This is a genomic window from Salinimicrobium soli (assembly GCF_048323655.1).
In the GTDB taxonomy this organism is placed as follows: Bacteria; Bacteroidota; Bacteroidia; order Flavobacteriales; family Flavobacteriaceae; genus Salinimicrobium; species Salinimicrobium soli.
The window spans coordinates 565,998-581,642 of the sequence record NZ_JBLUWW010000003.1; the positions used below are offsets into that span (position 1 = coordinate 565,998).

The following is a 15,645-nucleotide window of genomic DNA, read 5'->3' on the forward strand; positions in this document are numbered from 1 at the left end:
GCTTATTTAGCAGCGGCCTTTTTTGATTCAGTCAAATTTCGGGTTTGAATATAAACCTGTGATATCTTGGGTTGTTTTTCTTTGATATCCTTCCGCAGCTGGTCCATTGTTTCTTCGGCCTCTTCCAGTTCCAGGTTATCGATCAGGTCCAGTTCTACTACTAATAAAATATTGTCGGGGCCAAAATGCATGGTTTGTGGCACACACCATTCTTTTACTTTATTATTTTCAGAAAGTATTTTTTCAATGTTCGCTAAAGTTTCGGGCGTTGCGCTTTCTCCAAGAAGCAGGTGCTTACTTTCCCTTGCGAGGAAAGTGGCTACTACCAGAAGTAACAGTCCGATGAGTACAGAAGCTCCTCCGTCTATATACGGGTTTTGTAATTGTTGTGACAGAAATACCCCGAATAAAGCAATAGTTAAACCTACTAATGCAGCAGTATCTTCTATTATTACCGCAAAGGTTGCAGCATCTTTACTTTTAATAATGTTCGAAATCAGATTGCGGGAATTTTTTCGGGATTTATTAAAGGTCTTGAGTGACAGGTAAAGTGCAATGCTTTCAAATATTATTGCAGCAAAGAGAACTGCATAATTCCAGGTTGCATCTCCAATAACGTGAGGGTCCTGCAAAGCATGAATTCCTTCGTAAATAGCAAAGCCACCTCCAAGTGAAAATATAAGAACGCTTACCACAAAACTCCAGAAGTAAACCTCTTTTCCATACCCAAAAGGATGAAGGGAATCGGGTCGTTGTTTGGAACGTTTGATGCCCAATAGTAACAAAAGACCATTTCCGGTATCTACCATGGAATGTATCCCTTCAGAGATCATAGCAGAACTTCCTGTAAATGATGCAGCGATGAACTTGCTAACCGCAATTAAAAGATTAGCGCCAATGGCACTATAAATGGCAATATTTGAGCCTCCTGCAGCCATAAATACGGGTTTTAATGAAAATTACAATTTTTAGAAGGAACAGGAGGAGCAAAGGAGATAGTTTTAGAATTTTTTAATAATCCTGAAGTGTTCCGGGAAATTTTCAGAAATAATTAATTTTTCCTGTTCCGGAGGCTCTGTAAAAATTCGTAAATTATTTGATTAACCATTCAAACGCCATAGTCATGAAACCTGTAATTAAACGAATTCTGGAAAGTTTTTTTCTACTCAATTTTTTCATGCTGTTCTTAATAAGTTGTGGCAGTAGCAGAGATACAGCTGGGAAAGGAGACATGAATGATCTTCAAAACCTGGTTGCGAACAGGGATTTTGAGGTGCAAAACGATTGGGCAGTTCCACTTTCTGGCAGTAACGTGAACCTTATTGGAAATCCCAATTATATTCGTTTTAAAGGGGATAGCGTAAAGATCGCATTACCATATTTTGGAGAACGCTATTCCGGCGGTTATAATACCGAAGGCGGTATACGTTATGAGGGACCTGCCAGGAATTTTCAGGTAAGTGAAAAGGCGAATAGTATGATCCTGGAATTTGAGGGACAACAGGGATCAGAAAATTATAATTTTATAATGACCCTTTTTCCTAACGGAAAGACCACCACCTCAGTCAACTCATCTCAAAGGTCCACCATTTCGTACCGGGGTGAGATTACTGCATCGAAATCTGAATAGCAGTAGAGTAGAGGGCTTCCGTAGAATACTTTTAAATCAAAATGCAGAATATCGACAAGGAACTTTTATTAAGGCAGCAACTGGTAGAGCTGCTGGAAGGTGGTTTTGCCCCAAATGTGATCCTCTTACGGGAGTTTGACCACAAGAAAGCAGGAATTATTTTGGATGGGTTACATTTTTCAGCATGGATCCTTCTGGGGCATATTCATGCGCGACAGCAGGTACTTTACAATTTTATGAGAAATCCTGATGGTTATCCTGAGGTGTGGCCGGAAGGGCATTGGCCCGAAAATTATGAACCGAAGTCACGTCAGGAATGGGAAACTGCAATAGAATCCTATGAAAAGGACCTTAACAAGGTAATAGACCTGGTAAAAGACCCAAAAAAGCCGCTTTTTAAGATATGTAAGAATGGAAAGACGATCTCCTGGGCCGCACTCACGCTTTTACACCACACGGGATATCATATTGGTCAATTGAAGACGATTGGCAGGCAGTTAGGGGTGTGGTGATCAAAAATGTCGTAGTTGTTCTTGAGAAGCAATAATTTCATTTTTTAGTTTTTCAAAGTCGCAGGAGGGAAGCTCTCTGGAAAATTGCATTTTTTCCTCCCTTTCAGGATACCCTAGATATTTCAGAAGTGGCCCTGTAATTAGATTAGTTTTTTTAACCTGATATTCAGTAAGTTGCTCCATCCAGTAACCGGATTCACCTTTTTTGAGATGCTTCGGATTTTCTTTTTTAAGTTCTTTAAAACTAACTGCCTGTTCCAGTTCATTTTTTTCTTCGGAAGAAAGCTCAATATCAAGGTATTGGAGGAGGAGTGATAACTCCTTCTGAAATTCCATTTTGAAGCCTTCAAAAAAGCTGATATGTATATTAAATTTTTTCCGAAGTCTTAAGTGGTCCCATACGTGCCAAACCCATTTGTAGAGGAGTTGGTCCAAATTCTGTTGAAGGAATTTCTTCGGATCACTTTCTTGCTGCGGAAAATATTTCAGCATGTAATCTGAACAATAGTACTTTGAAGCTGAAATAACCACATCCCGCGGATCGCGAATGATATAGACTTTCCTGTCAAAAAAGCGAAAAATTTCCTCACTTTTGGAACAGATGGGAGAATGTGTCCACACATGATTGGTCTTTTGGATGTATTTAGAAAAATCTTCAATGGGCATTTGGAATATGCTGCTTATTCTATAAATGACCTGGAGATCTGTAATGTTGACCATATCGATGTCGGCCTGCGTGGGATAATTTAATTCCCAATTCCTGGCCAGTTCGTGGATGGGATGCTGCTGAATGAAGCTGGGCTGCAAGTTTCCCGATCTCTTGAAAATTTCTTCAAGGATCTGGTAAAGCCAAAAATTTCCGGACTTAGGTACACCAATTTGTAAAACCTTCATAAGTGAGGAGTTGCTGTTTCTTAAAAATAGTAATTCCTGAAGGAATTTTGGGAGGGAAGCCTTAAGGAAGATATAGGTAGAATCATTTATAGAAACTTCATGTATTTCTAAATATTCTATTTTACATAATATAAATTATAGTGCAAATGATGTTATGCTGATAATTTCAAGGGGAGTACCAATTTCAGTTTCTCTCTTAAGAGAATACCAAAAAATTGCAGCTTTACAGCCCTTTCACGTTAAAGGAAACTGAAAGACCTATCTCTAAAGTCTCAAAAACATTAATTTAGAATCTATCATTTATGAAAAGAAACTTCCAACAAAAATTGTAATATGAAAAAATTCCAATTATTTCTGCTGATGCTTAGTTCAGATTGGATGGGCAGCCTTCACGTGATCTACGAATTTAACCTCTCTGAATCAGAAGATTAAACATTTTAAAATATGCGATTAATTAAAGGACTAATATTCTTTATTCTATTGCTAAGTGGAGTTCTTTCTCGACCTCTGCAAGCACAGTCCGATACTCTTTCCCCACTTTCTCAAAAAGAACTGCGTGTTGGAGTAAATCTACAACCACCTTTCATTTATAAGGGAGAAAAAGGAGTTTTGGATGGCTTAAGTATTCGTCTTTGGCGTACCGTTGCCGAGGATCTGAACCTTAATTATAAATTTGTAGAACTTCCGGAAGACGCTAACATTTCTGCTCTGGAAAACGGTAAAGCTGATGTTGTTCTTTTAGGTGAAGTTACAGCAGAAGCCGAAGAAATCGTAGATTTTAGCCATGTCTACTATACATCGAGGCCCGGTATAGCCTCTTCGGGTGACCTGAGTCTCTCTGCTATTGCGAAGGGATTTTTTACCAAGCGTTTCTGGTACATAGTGGGTATACTTTCTATTCTTCTTCTTATTGTGGGTACCATTATTTATTTTGTTGAACGACGGAAAAATGAGGATAATTTTGGTGGAGAACGTTCGATCGCGCACGGAATTGGCGCCGGATTCTGGTGGGCAGGCGTGACCATGACCACCATTGGTTATGGGGATAAAGCACCTATTACTTTTTTTGGTCGGGCCATTGCCCTCTTGTGGATGCTGGTAGCAATGGCTGTAACTGCTGTATTGACTGCCTCCCTTGTTTCAGTAGTTGGACAGTCTTCTGATCAAACCATTCATTTTCCCGATGATCTTCGGAATAAAAAAGTTGCTGTGGTAAAAAATTCTGATGCTGCGGAATATCTTAAAATGGAACGAATCTCAGCCGACGAATTTCCCGATGCGGCATCTGCCATTGAGGCTGTAAAAAGCAAAAAACAGGACCTGGTATTTCACAGTTTACCCTCCCTTCGGTTTGAACTGAGCAACGGGTCAGGCAATTCGCTGCAGGCCAGATCTGTTCAAGCTCCTGAAAAGCTCTACGCCTTCGGATTTCCTTCAAACAACCAATTCCGGGAAAAGATCAATAGTTCCCTGCTGAAGATCCTTCGCTCTGAAGTCTGGCAGCAGGAATTAAAACGATTTGTCCCGGAGAATTAATCCTTTAGTTCGATCCATACCGGTGCATGATCGCTGGTCTTTTCCCAGCCTCTTACCTCCCGGTCCACTCCTGCTGCTTTCAGCCGGTTTTCAAGCTTTGGATTCAGTAAGAAGTGATCAATTCTTAAGCCCGCATTCCGGTCAAATGCATTCCTGAAATAATCCCAAAACGTATAAATAGTTTCGTCAGGATATAATTTTCTGATCGCATCTGTCCAACCCTGGTCGAGCAGTTCTTTAAAGGCGGTTCTTACTTCGGGTCTAAAAAGGGCATCATCGACCCACCTTTCCGGTTTGTACACGTCTTTTTCTGTGGGCATGACGTTGTAATCGCCGGTAAGAACTACCGGTTCTTCCCTTTTCAGAAGATCCTGAGCGTGCTGTTGGAGGCGACGGAACCACTCCAGTTTATAATCGAATTTTGGTCCCGGAGCCGGATTACCATTCGGTAGATAAAGACATCCTATTCGAATTCCACTAACTTTAGCTTCAATATAGCGACTTTGCTCGTCTTCCGGATCTCCCGGCAGTCCCCTGCTCACTTCCTCTATCTCAAGTCCGCGGGTGAGGATCGCCACACCGTTCCATCTCTTTTGACCATGCCAGATGGCATTGTATCCTGCTTCAGAAATGGCATTTTCCGGGATCTTTTCGTGGGGAGATTTCAACTCCTGCAAACAAACAATATCAGGTCTTGAGGTTTCCAACCAGCGCAACAAAACAGGTAAGCGCGCATTGATTCCGTTGACGTTATAGGTAGCTATTTTCATGTCTTTGGTTAAGTACTCCAAAAGTTACGTTTTTTGAGGCTATTTCTGAAATCCACTTCCTTTCATCTTGATTAGAAAATCCTTTATATTTATAGTCAAGAAGTAAATATGAAAGATTTTTTTATAGATATATTCACTTACCATCATCATTTCAATCAGGAATTATTGAAAATATTCCAAAGAAATCAGGACAGGCTCAGCACCCGTACGATCCCTCTTTTTTCTCACGTGTTGAACGCCCACCAGATATGGAATTCCAGAATACTGAATACGAAAACTCTCCAAGTTCAGGAAGTACACAGCCTGGATGACTGCAAATTGCTCGATGATGAAAATTTTGAACTCACCTTGAAGATCCTCGATGAATTCGATCTGATGAATCGAATTCAGTATCGAAATTCGAAGGGGGACAAATTTGAAAATTCAGTTCAGGAGATCCTGTTCCATATTGCCAATCACTCCACACATCATAAAGGGCAGTTAATTTCTGATCTCAGGCAACAGGAGATAGAACCGCCTGTCACTGATTATATTTTCTATAAACGGTGAACCTGCCTCCCCTACCCGCTTTGTTAATCTCATGCACTTTAAAAATATATCGATCTATGAAAATTATAAGCTTCACGCTTCTTTTACTTTCCGTTTTCACACTTCAGGTATAGATTTTACTGAAACCTGACCGCGTTTTTGACGGGGAATATAAATGTTGGTAAAAAGTAATTTTTTGGCCGATCTTATCGCGGTAGACGGAGATCCTTCCGAAGATATTTCAACTATGAAGCAGGTGCAGTTCGTGATGAAAGATGGAAAGATCTACAAGAACGAAAAATACTTGATTTTTAGATCCGCGGCCTTGGAATGATCTTCTTATTCCTCCTGAAACGGGAAGGAATGGCAAGGCTTTTACTGGTGTTGATAAAATAGACGCCAGTAAGTAATACCAGTGCGGCTATTCCCGACTGAAAAGTGATCTGCTCATCCAGAAAATACCATCCCAGAATTAGAGCAATAATTGGGTTTACATAACTCGAGGTAGCGACTTTTTCCGGAGATACAACTTGTAGAAGGTAATTGAAGGCTGTAAAAGCTACAATACTTCCGAAGAGAATCAGTAAAATTAAGGAGTATTGAGTGGGTGCAGTCCAGGATAAGGGTGAACTCCATTCTTCTCCAAAGAGGAAACTCCCAATAAAGAGAAGGAATCCCGAGGTAAGCATCTGGTACCCGGTATTTACAAAATAATTGGCAGGGAGGTTAGCTTTTGAAACAAAAAGGCTTCCATAGGCCCAGCTAAGCAGGCAAGCGAACAACATGATCATACCTATCACTGAATTATCCTGTGAGGTAATGGTTTTCTGACTTACCAAGAGGTAGATTCCAATGATTCCCAGTCCCACTCCTACCATTGACATGGGTTTGATCTTTTTGCCATCCAGTATTCTCATGAGAATCAAAACCACCAGAGGTTGAGCTGAAAGTTCAAGGGCGGCAAATCCACTGTCAACATACTTTAAGGCCCAAACAGCAACCCCATTTCCGAAAGCCAGGAAAAGAAATCCGGCAATTACGGTGTTTAAGAATTGCCTTCGGGTGATGCTGATCTTCTTTCCCAGTACTTTACAAATAATGAATATGAGAACTCCGGCTGTGGTAAAGCGTATAGATGCCAGCATGAATGGAGGAAGCTCGGTCACCGCTATTTTGTTGAGCAAATAGGTTGAACCCCAGATCACATAGATCGCAAAAAAGGCCAGAATGACCAGGGCTGTTTTAGGTGCTTGACTCATAGCAAAAGGCCGTTTCAAAAGGTCCTGCAATATTAGAAATAAAACTCCTCAGAATTTCAATTTCTTTTAGTCAAGGCACCTAACTTTTGAAAATCGATGATCGTATACTGGAATTAATTATATATTCGTCCGGTTAAATATTAAATACAGGTGCAGAAAGAAATAAATTCTGAAACTCAAATACCTTTTTCCTTTAAAAAACAATACTGGATCATAGGACTGGCAATTTTTGCCAATTATTTCGCGTGTAGAATAGCTATTCCGTATTTAGAAGAGCATACGGATCTATTGATCGAAGTCATATATTTTCTCTGTGTGGGAGGATTGGTTTTGTTACCCATGTTTTTGTTGTCGTTGATTTTGAGTAAAAGGGAAGCTAGAACAGGTGATTTGGCCGGTATATTGACAAGAATGAGGGTTAAGAAATTGAATTCCCGAGACCTAAAATGGGCGACTGGTTCCTTTATTTTTCTTTGTCTAGCCTCTTTTCTTATAGCTAAGGTTCTAATGCCGCTTGTAGGGCTAGACGCTACCCCTTTTTTCTTCCGGAACCTTCCACTCAATCATCAGACACTCTTCATTCTTTACCTGTGGCCCATTTTCTTTTTCTTCAACATTTTTGGAGAGGAATTCTTTTGGAGAGGATACCTGCAACCACGTCAGGAAGTATTATATGGTAAACTAACATATATTGTTCAGGGACTTTTTTGGGCCTTGTGGCATTTGCCAATGGGCCTTGGGCTTGTTATAGCTTCCCTTCCTATCTTCTTTGTTTTACCAGCAGTAGTGCAAAGAACCGGAAACACCAGCGTTGGTATTCTTGTACACGCCGTATTTGGTGCTTTTGGCTTTTTAGCTGTGGCACTGGGAGCTGTTCACTAAACAAGCCAGTCTTAGTCTATTTTAGTATATCCCGAATGATCTTTAAATGATGTTCGGTATGGATCTCGAGGAATTTTTTTGTTTCATTCCGGTTGAGATGATTAAAGAAAGGGTGTGCAAAATGTGCCTTTTTTGGAAAATTATTGATCAGCAAAATATTTGCCTGGGCTTCTTCCATTTGCTGCTGAAGGAATTCCATTTCAATATCATCAGGTGGTAACACAACTTTTGGTGACCTTGCTTTTCCCCGCGGAATTTTCCGGAACATGAAAACAGCAGTCTTCCAAAAACTGAAATCTCTTTTAAAATCCTCAGGATCCGAATTTTTGAGGGAGTCAAAAATGTTATTTATTACCTGAAGGATGTGTGAAATATGCCACCCTACCGCTGCACTTGATACCTTGGGGTTGGTAAGTTCCTTTTTAGGAAGATATTCTTTTAATTCTTGTAATTGCGCCTGCAGCGCACCTGTTTTTAAAGCCATAGATTTATTATTGAGGAGCAAGTTACGGATAAAAACAATTCCCCTATCCTCATAGAAAGAAGAAAAAAGATCCTTCCACATGTGGAAGGATCTTATAAAACAACCTAAATCTAAAACAAAATTTACTTCACAAGTTCCTTTTTGTTCACCAGTTCGTTTTGCACATTATTCGGAACAGGTTGATAGGAAGAAAATGAAGTTTTAAAAGTGGCTCGCCCTTTGGTCAGGGAGCGCAGATCTGTTGAAAATCCGAAGAGTTCAGCTTCAGGGGCTATACATTTTAAGATCTGATAGTTATTGGCACTGTCAATTCCCTGGATGATCGCCCGTCGAGTTTGCAGTTCGGTCATTACGTTCCCCACCACATCTTCCGGAACCTTAACAGTGAGTTCCAAGGTAGGTTCGAGTAACTTAGGATTGGCATTTAAAAATGCTTCTTTAAAGGCATGAGCTCCTGCAATTTTAAAAGAAATATCATTGGAGTCCACAGAGTGCATTTTACCGTCATAGACCATTACTCTAACATCGCGTATATAAGAACCTGTTAATGGACCTTCTTCCATTACCTCCAAGATTCCTTTCATAATGGATGGCAGGTAACGCTGATCTATCACCCCGCCTACGATGCAGTTATAGAAAACCAGTTTACCTCCCCAGGGCAGATCTATTTCTTCTTTTCCACGAATGTTAAAACCTTCCGGTTCTTGCATTCCTTCATACCAGGGTTCTATTTTCATGTGCACCTCTCCAAACTGACCTGAACCACCCGATTGTTTTTTGTGGCGGTAGTTCGATGCTGAAGAACGTTGAATAGTTTCCCGGAAGGAGATCTTCGGATTTTCAAATTTTGCCTCTACTCCGTAGATGTTATTAAGGATCCAATCAATAGTTGACAAATGCAGCTCACCCTGACATTCAAGTATCAATTGCCGGGATTCTTTGGAATAAGAGATCACCGCTGTTGGATCCTGGCCATGGATCTTTTTAAGGGCATCACTGAGTTTTTCCTCATCTTTCGTGTTTACGGCAGAAACAGCCCTTCTTATTCGTGCCGGTGGATATTGGATAGGTTTAATATTTATCTGGCTATCGGGTGAAGCTAAGGTATCATTGGTGTCGGTGAATTTCAATTTTAGTGTCGCACCAATATCCCCTACTGTAAGTTTGGAAACCGGCTGCCGTTCTTTTCCATCCATGATGAATAGTTGGTTCAGAACTTCAGTCTCTCCATTTCGACTGTTCACCAGTTTGTCATTTGCCTTAACCTCTCCCCTTTTCACATTGAAAAAGGTGATTTGGCCCAGGTTTGGCTGGTGTACGGTCTTAAAGACGAATAGAGCCGCTGGAGCATCTTTTTTAGGTGCTATCTCTTTGCCTTCTACACTCTGTTCCGGATTAAGTTCGGAGGCTGCAGGGGCAACATTGTCAATAAAGCCCATTAGCCGGCCGCTACCCATATCATTAATTGCCGACATGCAGAATACAGGGAAAAGGTCATAGTTAAGCATTCCTGCTTTAATTCCTTTTCTCATTTCATCTTCGTTCAAAGTCCCTTTATCAAAGAAGAGTTCCATTAGTCCTTCATCATTTTCAGCTGCTTTTTCCACCAGTTCATTGTGGAGCTCGGCAGCTGTTTCTTTCTGATCCTCCGGAATTTCAAGTTTCTGTGGTTTTCCACCTTCCGGAGAGAATTTGTACATCTTCATTTTAAGGACATCAATAATACATTGGGCCCCGTCAACAATAATTGGATACTGGATCTTTACCGCGTTATTACCTACTAACGACTTCACGGTCTTAAAACTGTTTTCAAAGTTGGCAGAAGGGTGATCAATTTGATTGACCACGAAAAGAGTGGGTTTATGGTATTTATCTATATAATTCCAGATGATCTCTGTACCAACTTCCACTCCCTGCTGGGCATTCAGAACTGTCACCACGGTATCTGCCACCCTGATTGAAGAAATGATCTCCCCTATATAGTCATCTAATCCCGGAGTGTCGATAATGTTGATCTTATAATTGCGCCATTCGGTGTGAAGCGGTGTGGCAAAAACGGAATTTCCCTTTTCATGTTCAATCTCATGGTAATCTGAAACCGTATTTTTCGCTTCAATGCTGCCGCGCCGGTTGATCAACCCGGCTTCAAAGAGCATGGTTTCAGCCAAAGTAGTTTTGCCGCTGTTATGCGCCCCTACAAAGACTACATTCTTAATGTGTTTGTCATCGTAAATTTTCATCTTTTTTCTGTTTAAATGGAACAAGCTTACGAATGATCTGTAAAAACCCTGGAGGAAGTAATTCTATAAAATGAATTGTTTTTATCATTTTACGAAGGTGTATTTACGATCTGGAATTCTAAGAAATTACTCTAATAAAAATATCAATTTCTTCCCGCTCTTCCTTCTGAAAAAAGATTTTTTTTAGATAAATGTGAGCAAAATCATACTTATCTCAATTATCGCTGAAAATTTAAAAAATGAGAGGATAAACACCGTTAACAAAAAAATCCGGTACGTATACCGGATTTTCCAAACTTTAAAAAAAATAATTCTTCTCTATTGCAGGGTAATTGACTGAACAACAACGGCACCGGCACTTAAGAGCGGAAGGTCAAGACCATTCAGGCCATTGAATTCATACACTCCCTGGGCTCCGCTGTCATCGTGCAGCATAATCCACACAGTATCTCCTGCACTCACGTTAGCATCTTCACTGAAGGTGATAACCACGTCAGTATTAGTTCCGGCAGTAAGATAAACAGGATTAGAAATAATGTCGGGAACAACCGGAGCTCCGTTGTTATCAGCATGGACTACCACCCATGCAGCGTCATCTACAGTAATTTCATCAACTGTAATTGTATTATCAACTACGGCCTGGTTTACCACTGTAAAGCTTCCGGAAACATCCACTACAGAAACACTGGTTACTGTAAGAGGTTCAACAACTACATTTCCATCCACCACAATAGGTTGATCTGGAGTGCCAGCTCCGTCAAATTCATATTCTTCTTCAATACCTGTATCGGTATGTAACATCACCCACAACGTTTCATTGGCTGAAACAGTAGCCGATGCCACTAAAGGAACTTCTACATTCGTGTAATCACCTGCCTCAAGGTATACAGGTTCAGAAATAATATCAGGTACCATTGGAGCACCGTTATCATCGGCATGAATTACCACATAACCTGAGCGGTCAAGTGATACAGATTCTACCATAACAGTGTTATTGACAAGCACCTGATCACTTACGGTCAGGGAGCCTGTAGGGGGTGTTTCCACCACAATTGATTGCATTACGATGTTGTTTCCGTCCATAATTGGCGCGTCCACACCACTTGTACCATCGAACTCATATACCTGATCTCCATCGTCGGTGTGAAGCATGATCCAAAGTGTTTCTTCATTTTGTACTTCTACACCATCAGCAAGGGTTATTTCAACATCAGCAGTTTCCCCGGCACTAACATATTCCGGAACTGAAATAATAGCGGGAACAACAGGTTGTCCGCTTCCGTTATCCCGATGGACCACTACCCATCCCCCATCACTCATCATCACATTGCTTACCGTAAGGGTGTTGTTTTCCAGCAGTTGGTCAGATACTACCAGGCTTCCTGTTGGTGCCAGATCTGGCCCTTTTCCACTGTCGTCATCATCGCTACATGCAGTAAAACTTACTACAGCAAGAATAAGAACAGCAAATAAAAAGTTTCTTTTCATCTTCATATTTAGTTTTTTAGAATTTGGGGGCAGTATAGCAAGAATCCAAGGCCCGGGCCGTTAAAACCTTATTAATTAGCACAGTTTACGCCATGTTTTATAAGTACTTTAAGAGCTGTTTGTGAAAATCAAAACAAATATGAAGGGAATTCGGATAAAAATTGCCTGAACATAATAATAATGAAGCCTGTAACTTTTGAGTTCTATTGAAGTCATATAAAAAACAATTTATAGCATGAAGAAAATTTTTTTAGCCTTCGGAATGTCTTTAGCCCTCGTTGGATGTAAGACTTCACAAGGCACAACTCCTGAAGTTCAACCGGTAGTAACCTCTATTGATCTCGTAAATGTGATAGATGACCGAGTGAGGGTAACAATAGATCCTGCCGAATTTAAAACTGAAGAAACTGTATTTTATATTCCCAAGACCGTTCCCGGAACCTATTCTACGGCAGACTACGGAAAATATTCTGAGGATTTTAAAGCCTATGATTACAACGGAAAAGAATTGAAGGTACAACAACTTGACGCCAATAGCTGGAGGATTCCTAATGCCCGTAATTTGGATAAAGTGGGTTATTGGGTGAATGACACTTTTGATATATCCGGAGAAGGCGGAATTTATTCAATGGCAGGAACTAACATCGCGAAAGGAAAGAATTTCTTACTGAACCTTTTCGGCTTTATAGGTTATTTCCAGGAAATGAAAGAGGAACCGTATCGTCTTATGGTCACCCGCCCTTCAGATCTTATTCCCGGAACTGCACTGACTGTCCAAAGGACGGAGAATAAAGAAGGTGCAGCTTCGAAGGTCGATGTTTTTGAACTGAACCGTTATTTTGAAGTAATGGATAACCCTATCATGTATTCCACTCCTGATACTACCAGCTTTAAGGTACCCGGAATGACAGTTCTGCTTGATGTTTACTCTCCCAATAAGCGCTTTTCAGCAGAAAGTATTAAGCCAAACCTGGAAAGGACCATAAGAGCACAAAAGAACTTTTTGGGCGATGTAAATAATACCGATAAATACGCAATCCTGTTGTATCTCTCTGCCACTCCGGGAAACAAAGATGCAGGAAATTTTGGAGCGTTAGAGCATCATAGCTCGACTGTGGTGGTGATGCCTGAGACCATGGAAGAAGAAGCACTGGACAATAGCCTTACGGATATTGTTTCACACGAATTCTTTCACATCATTACCCCGCTTGGGGTTCACTCCAATGAGATCCATTATTTTGATTACAATGATCCAAAAATGTCAAAACATCTGTGGATGTATGAAGGGGTCACCGAATATTTCGCTAATCTATTCCAGGTGAACCAGGGATTGATCGATAACCAGGATTTCTACGATAGAATGAACGAAAAGATCATGAACTCCAGAAACTTTGATGATACCATGTCTTTTACAGTAATGAGCGAAAACATTCTGGATGATGAGTATGCCGGTAGTTACGCAAACGTTTATCAAAAAGGGGCGCTAATAGGGATGGCATTAGACATTAGACTTCGTGAGCTGAGCAACGGGGAATTCGGAGTTTTGGATTTAATGAAAGCCCTGACTGATAAGTATGGAAAAGACAAACCTTTCAATGATGAGGATCTTATTTCAGACATAGTGGAGATCACTTATCCAGAGATTCAGGAATTCTTTGACAGGTATGTGAGTGGAACTACTCCCATTCCTTACCACGAGTTTTTCAACAAAGTAGGTCTGGAGATGCAGGAAGGTCAAATTCCTGTAAGTTACCTTCTAAAAGATCAGGCTACTCCTTACATTACTCTCAATGAAATGGGGGCCATTATGCTTCGGAATGACATAGAACTCAACAGCTTTTTAGTTGCAGCCGGCTTGCAGGGCGGTGATATGATCAAATCTATTAATGGCACAAAATATACAGCCTCCAACATCTATGATCTGGTCATGACTTCCCTGGAATGGAAAGAGGGTGAAAATATTCGTTTAACAATTGCACGCGATGGTGAAGAAAAAGTAATTGAAGCCGAGGTGATTGAGCCTATGGCAAAGGGAATGAAATTAGTAGAGAATCCAAATGCCACTAAAGAACAAGCAGCTTTACGGGAAGCCTGGCTAAAATCCTGATCCAAAAAAAGGACAAAGAAAAAGGCGATGTAATTACATCGCCTTTTTTATATCATTTATCTTATAGAGATCAGATCTTCTTGACCCTAACGGCGTTCATTCCGCGGGGACCTTTTTCCAGTTCAAAACTTACCCGGTCATTTTCGGCTATCTCGTCGATAAGTCCGCTCACGTGAACAAAGTATTTTTCCTGTGTCTGACTGTCCAGAATAAAGCCAAATCCTTTTGAGTGGTCAAAAAAGGAAACTTTTCCTTCTTTGCTGAAATCCACCTCTTCATCGGAATCTTCCTTTTTAGGAATTCCAATTTCAATGCTTTCGGCATCTACTTCGACTTTTTGAGATGGATCTGGTGGAGTGTCGGTAAGGTTACCGAATTCATCGACGTACACAAATTCAGAAGCATTGGTGCCACTGGCTTTTCTTTCTTCCTTTTTCTTTCGCTTTTCTTCGCGCTTTTTAAGGCGTTTTTTTTCCTTTTCTGTTTTGTTGTACGTCTGTTGTGATTTAGCCATTAGCTTATTACGGGGTTTTAAAGTTTATTAAGGTAGCTGATTACTAAACGAAGATTGGAAAAATCTGCGGAAGATTGCCGAAAATTTATTCAGTGATGCAGTGCCTACAAAGTTACTATTTCTTTTTTGTTATTTCAATTAATGAAAAACTTCCTGAATAACCTACGAAAAATGCCATTTTTCAAGGCTTTTAAGCCGCTTTTATTGTTTTACCGGCACTACATAGACAGGGATCCTGGTTTTTTCAAGAACCTTTTCTGCTACGGTACCCATTAAAAGTTTCTCAAGAACAGAGTGACTATGGGTTCCCATAACAAGAACATCTGCCTTCCATTCTTCAGAAAAATTAAGTAAAGCTTTTGCTGTGTCCCCTTCGATAATTTCGGTTTTCACCTGTGGATCGTCCAGGTGATCTGCCGCCTTTTTTATAAAATCTTCAGCGATGGTGCGCATTTCAATTGCTACATTGTAGTCGGGTCCAATTCCGGGGTAACCTTCATACCCCAAAAAAGTGGGATAATTGGTTGTGTAGTACCCCAGATCATCCAGAACATGCACGAGGCATATCTCTGCCCCCAGGGTTTTTGCCAGTTCATAACCCTCTTTCACTACTTTTTCTGAAACCGGGTTATAGTCAATTGCGATGAGGACTTTTTTCATATTTGCAGGATTTACAATCTAATTTACAAAAAATGACAACGTAACTCGGTAGTAGCTAAAAGATGATCATAAAATACTGATAATTAATCGTTTGAATTGAAATAACTGACAAATGTCATTTTAAAAATCTTCCATTCCGCG

Annotated in this window: 16 protein-coding genes; 7 read left to right on the plus strand and 9 right to left on the minus strand. The window is 40.4% G+C overall.

The features are described 5' to 3' along the window. Positions 1-2: 2 nt before the first annotated feature. A complete protein-coding gene (locus ACNORC_RS11975) occupies positions 3-938 on the minus strand; it encodes a cation diffusion facilitator family transporter (RefSeq protein ID WP_418335881.1) in 936 nt (311 codons plus the stop codon). Between the two features lie 185 nt (positions 939-1,123). Between ACNORC_RS11975 and ACNORC_RS11980 the strand changes: the two genes are divergently transcribed. Both ACNORC_RS11980 and ACNORC_RS11985 read left to right on the plus strand, forming a co-directional pair. After that, positions 1,124-1,630, plus strand: a complete 507-nt coding sequence (locus ACNORC_RS11980) for a DUF4251 domain-containing protein (protein WP_418335882.1) — start codon at positions 1,124-1,126, stop codon at positions 1,628-1,630. Between the two features lie 41 nt (positions 1,631-1,671). After that, positions 1,672-2,142: a DinB family protein gene (locus ACNORC_RS11985; RefSeq protein ID WP_418335883.1), complete on the plus strand. Its 471-nt coding sequence runs from the start codon at positions 1,672-1,674 to the stop codon at positions 2,140-2,142. On the opposite strand, the gene ACNORC_RS11990 is transcribed toward ACNORC_RS11985, so the two are convergent. Further along, positions 2,143-3,036: a sulfotransferase domain-containing protein gene (locus ACNORC_RS11990; RefSeq protein WP_418335884.1), complete on the minus strand. Its 894-nt coding sequence runs from the start codon at positions 3,034-3,036 to the stop codon at positions 2,143-2,145. A 444-nt stretch (positions 3,037-3,480) separates the two neighbouring features. Here ACNORC_RS11990 and ACNORC_RS11995 point away from each other — a divergent pair, with 444 nt between their 5' ends. Further along, positions 3,481-4,572, plus strand: coding sequence for a transporter substrate-binding domain-containing protein (locus ACNORC_RS11995; RefSeq protein ID WP_418335885.1), 1,092 nt, complete (start codon positions 3,481-3,483; stop codon positions 4,570-4,572). Here the strand turns inward: ACNORC_RS11995 and xth are convergent. Further along, on the minus strand, positions 4,569-5,342 hold the full coding sequence (gene xth, locus ACNORC_RS12000; protein WP_418335886.1) for an exodeoxyribonuclease III: 774 nt from the start codon (positions 5,340-5,342) through the stop codon (positions 4,569-4,571). The two genes, ACNORC_RS11995 and xth, sit on opposite strands and share 4 nt — an antisense overlap. 108 nt (positions 5,343-5,450) lie before the next feature. Here xth and ACNORC_RS12005 point away from each other — a divergent pair, with 108 nt between their 5' ends. Together ACNORC_RS12005 and ACNORC_RS12010 are read left to right on the plus strand one after the other, a co-directional pair. Then, complete coding sequence (locus ACNORC_RS12005) at positions 5,451-5,891, plus strand: DinB family protein (RefSeq protein ID WP_418335887.1); 441 nt, start codon at positions 5,451-5,453, stop codon at positions 5,889-5,891. Positions 5,892-6,066: 175 nt separating this feature from the next. Further along, complete coding sequence (locus tag ACNORC_RS12010; RefSeq protein ID WP_418335888.1) at positions 6,067-6,204, plus strand: hypothetical protein; 138 nt, start codon at positions 6,067-6,069, stop codon at positions 6,202-6,204. Here the strand turns inward: ACNORC_RS12010 and ACNORC_RS12015 are convergent. After that, the gene (locus tag ACNORC_RS12015) at positions 6,182-7,129 is read right to left on the minus strand and encodes an EamA family transporter (RefSeq protein ID WP_418335889.1); all 948 of its coding nucleotides are present in this window, start codon (positions 7,127-7,129) and stop codon (positions 6,182-6,184) included. The genes ACNORC_RS12010 and ACNORC_RS12015 overlap by 23 nt on opposite strands. Positions 7,130-7,279: 150 nt before the next feature. On the opposite strand from ACNORC_RS12015, the gene ACNORC_RS12020 reads away from it, so the two are divergent. Continuing rightward, positions 7,280-8,011: a CPBP family intramembrane glutamic endopeptidase gene (locus tag ACNORC_RS12020; RefSeq protein WP_418335890.1), complete on the plus strand. Its 732-nt coding sequence runs from the start codon at positions 7,280-7,282 to the stop codon at positions 8,009-8,011. Positions 8,012-8,027: 16 nt separating this feature from the next. Here the strand turns inward: ACNORC_RS12020 and ACNORC_RS12025 are convergent, their stop codons facing one another. The 3 genes from ACNORC_RS12025 to ACNORC_RS12035 all read right to left on the minus strand — a co-directional run bounded on the left by ACNORC_RS12025 (position 8,028) and on the right by ACNORC_RS12035 (position 12,229). Next, positions 8,028-8,576 carry a DinB family protein gene (locus ACNORC_RS12025; RefSeq protein WP_418335891.1) on the minus strand — a complete coding sequence of 183 codons (549 nt, stop codon included), beginning with the start codon at positions 8,574-8,576 and terminating at the stop codon, positions 8,028-8,030. Between the two features lie 41 nt (positions 8,577-8,617). Beyond that, positions 8,618-10,735, minus strand: a complete 2,118-nt coding sequence (locus ACNORC_RS12030) for an elongation factor G (protein WP_418335892.1) — start codon at positions 10,733-10,735, stop codon at positions 8,618-8,620. Between the two features lie 318 nt (positions 10,736-11,053). Continuing rightward, positions 11,054-12,229, minus strand: a complete 1,176-nt coding sequence (locus tag ACNORC_RS12035; RefSeq protein WP_418335893.1) for a DUF7282 domain-containing protein — start codon at positions 12,227-12,229, stop codon at positions 11,054-11,056. A gap of 229 nt (positions 12,230-12,458) precedes the next feature. On the opposite strand from ACNORC_RS12035, the gene ACNORC_RS12040 reads away from it, so the two are divergent. After that, the gene (locus ACNORC_RS12040; protein WP_418335894.1) at positions 12,459-14,330 is read left to right on the plus strand and encodes a M61 family metallopeptidase; all 1,872 of its coding nucleotides are present in this window, start codon (positions 12,459-12,461) and stop codon (positions 14,328-14,330) included. 70 nt (positions 14,331-14,400) lie between these two features. Here the strand turns inward: ACNORC_RS12040 and ACNORC_RS12045 are convergent, their stop codons facing one another. Together ACNORC_RS12045 and ACNORC_RS12050 are read right to left on the minus strand one after the other, a co-directional pair. Beyond that, positions 14,401-14,844: a cold-shock protein gene (locus tag ACNORC_RS12045; protein ID WP_418335895.1), complete on the minus strand. Its 444-nt coding sequence runs from the start codon at positions 14,842-14,844 to the stop codon at positions 14,401-14,403. Positions 14,845-15,045: 201 nt separating this feature from the next. Further along, a complete protein-coding gene (locus ACNORC_RS12050) occupies positions 15,046-15,504 on the minus strand; it encodes a universal stress protein (protein ID WP_418335896.1) in 459 nt (152 codons plus the stop codon). Positions 15,505-15,645 lie beyond the last annotated feature (141 nt).

Bases quoted from the DNA above. Each gene is read 5' to 3' on its own strand.
- ACNORC_RS11975 (WP_418335881.1), bottom strand. From the start codon at position 938: ATGGCTGCAGGAGGCTCAAATATTGCCATTTATAGTGCCATTGGCGCT.
- ACNORC_RS11980 (WP_418335882.1), top strand. From the start codon at position 1,124: ATGAAACCTGTAATTAAACGAATTCTGGAAAGTTTTTTTCTACTCAAT.
- ACNORC_RS11985 (WP_418335883.1), top strand. From the start codon at position 1,672: ATGCAGAATATCGACAAGGAACTTTTATTAAGGCAGCAACTGGTAGAG.
- ACNORC_RS11990 (WP_418335884.1), bottom strand. From the start codon at position 3,036: ATGAAGGTTTTACAAATTGGTGTACCTAAGTCCGGAAATTTTTGGCTT.
- ACNORC_RS11995 (WP_418335885.1), top strand. From the start codon at position 3,481: ATGCGATTAATTAAAGGACTAATATTCTTTATTCTATTGCTAAGTGGA.
- xth (WP_418335886.1), bottom strand. From the start codon at position 5,342: ATGAAAATAGCTACCTATAACGTCAACGGAATCAATGCGCGCTTACCT.
- ACNORC_RS12005 (WP_418335887.1), top strand. From the start codon at position 5,451: ATGAAAGATTTTTTTATAGATATATTCACTTACCATCATCATTTCAAT.
- ACNORC_RS12015 (WP_418335889.1), bottom strand. From the start codon at position 7,129: ATGAGTCAAGCACCTAAAACAGCCCTGGTCATTCTGGCCTTTTTTGCG.
- ACNORC_RS12025 (WP_418335891.1), bottom strand. From the start codon at position 8,576: ATGTGGAAGGATCTTTTTTCTTCTTTCTATGAGGATAGGGGAATTGTT.
- ACNORC_RS12030 (WP_418335892.1), bottom strand. From the start codon at position 10,735: ATGAAAATTTACGATGACAAACACATTAAGAATGTAGTCTTTGTAGGG.
- ACNORC_RS12035 (WP_418335893.1), bottom strand. From the start codon at position 12,229: ATGAAGATGAAAAGAAACTTTTTATTTGCTGTTCTTATTCTTGCTGTA.
- ACNORC_RS12040 (WP_418335894.1), top strand. From the start codon at position 12,459: ATGAAGAAAATTTTTTTAGCCTTCGGAATGTCTTTAGCCCTCGTTGGA.
- ACNORC_RS12045 (WP_418335895.1), bottom strand. From the start codon at position 14,844: ATGGCTAAATCACAACAGACGTACAACAAAACAGAAAAGGAAAAAAAA.
- ACNORC_RS12050 (WP_418335896.1), bottom strand. From the start codon at position 15,504: ATGAAAAAAGTCCTCATCGCAATTGACTATAACCCGGTTTCAGAAAAA.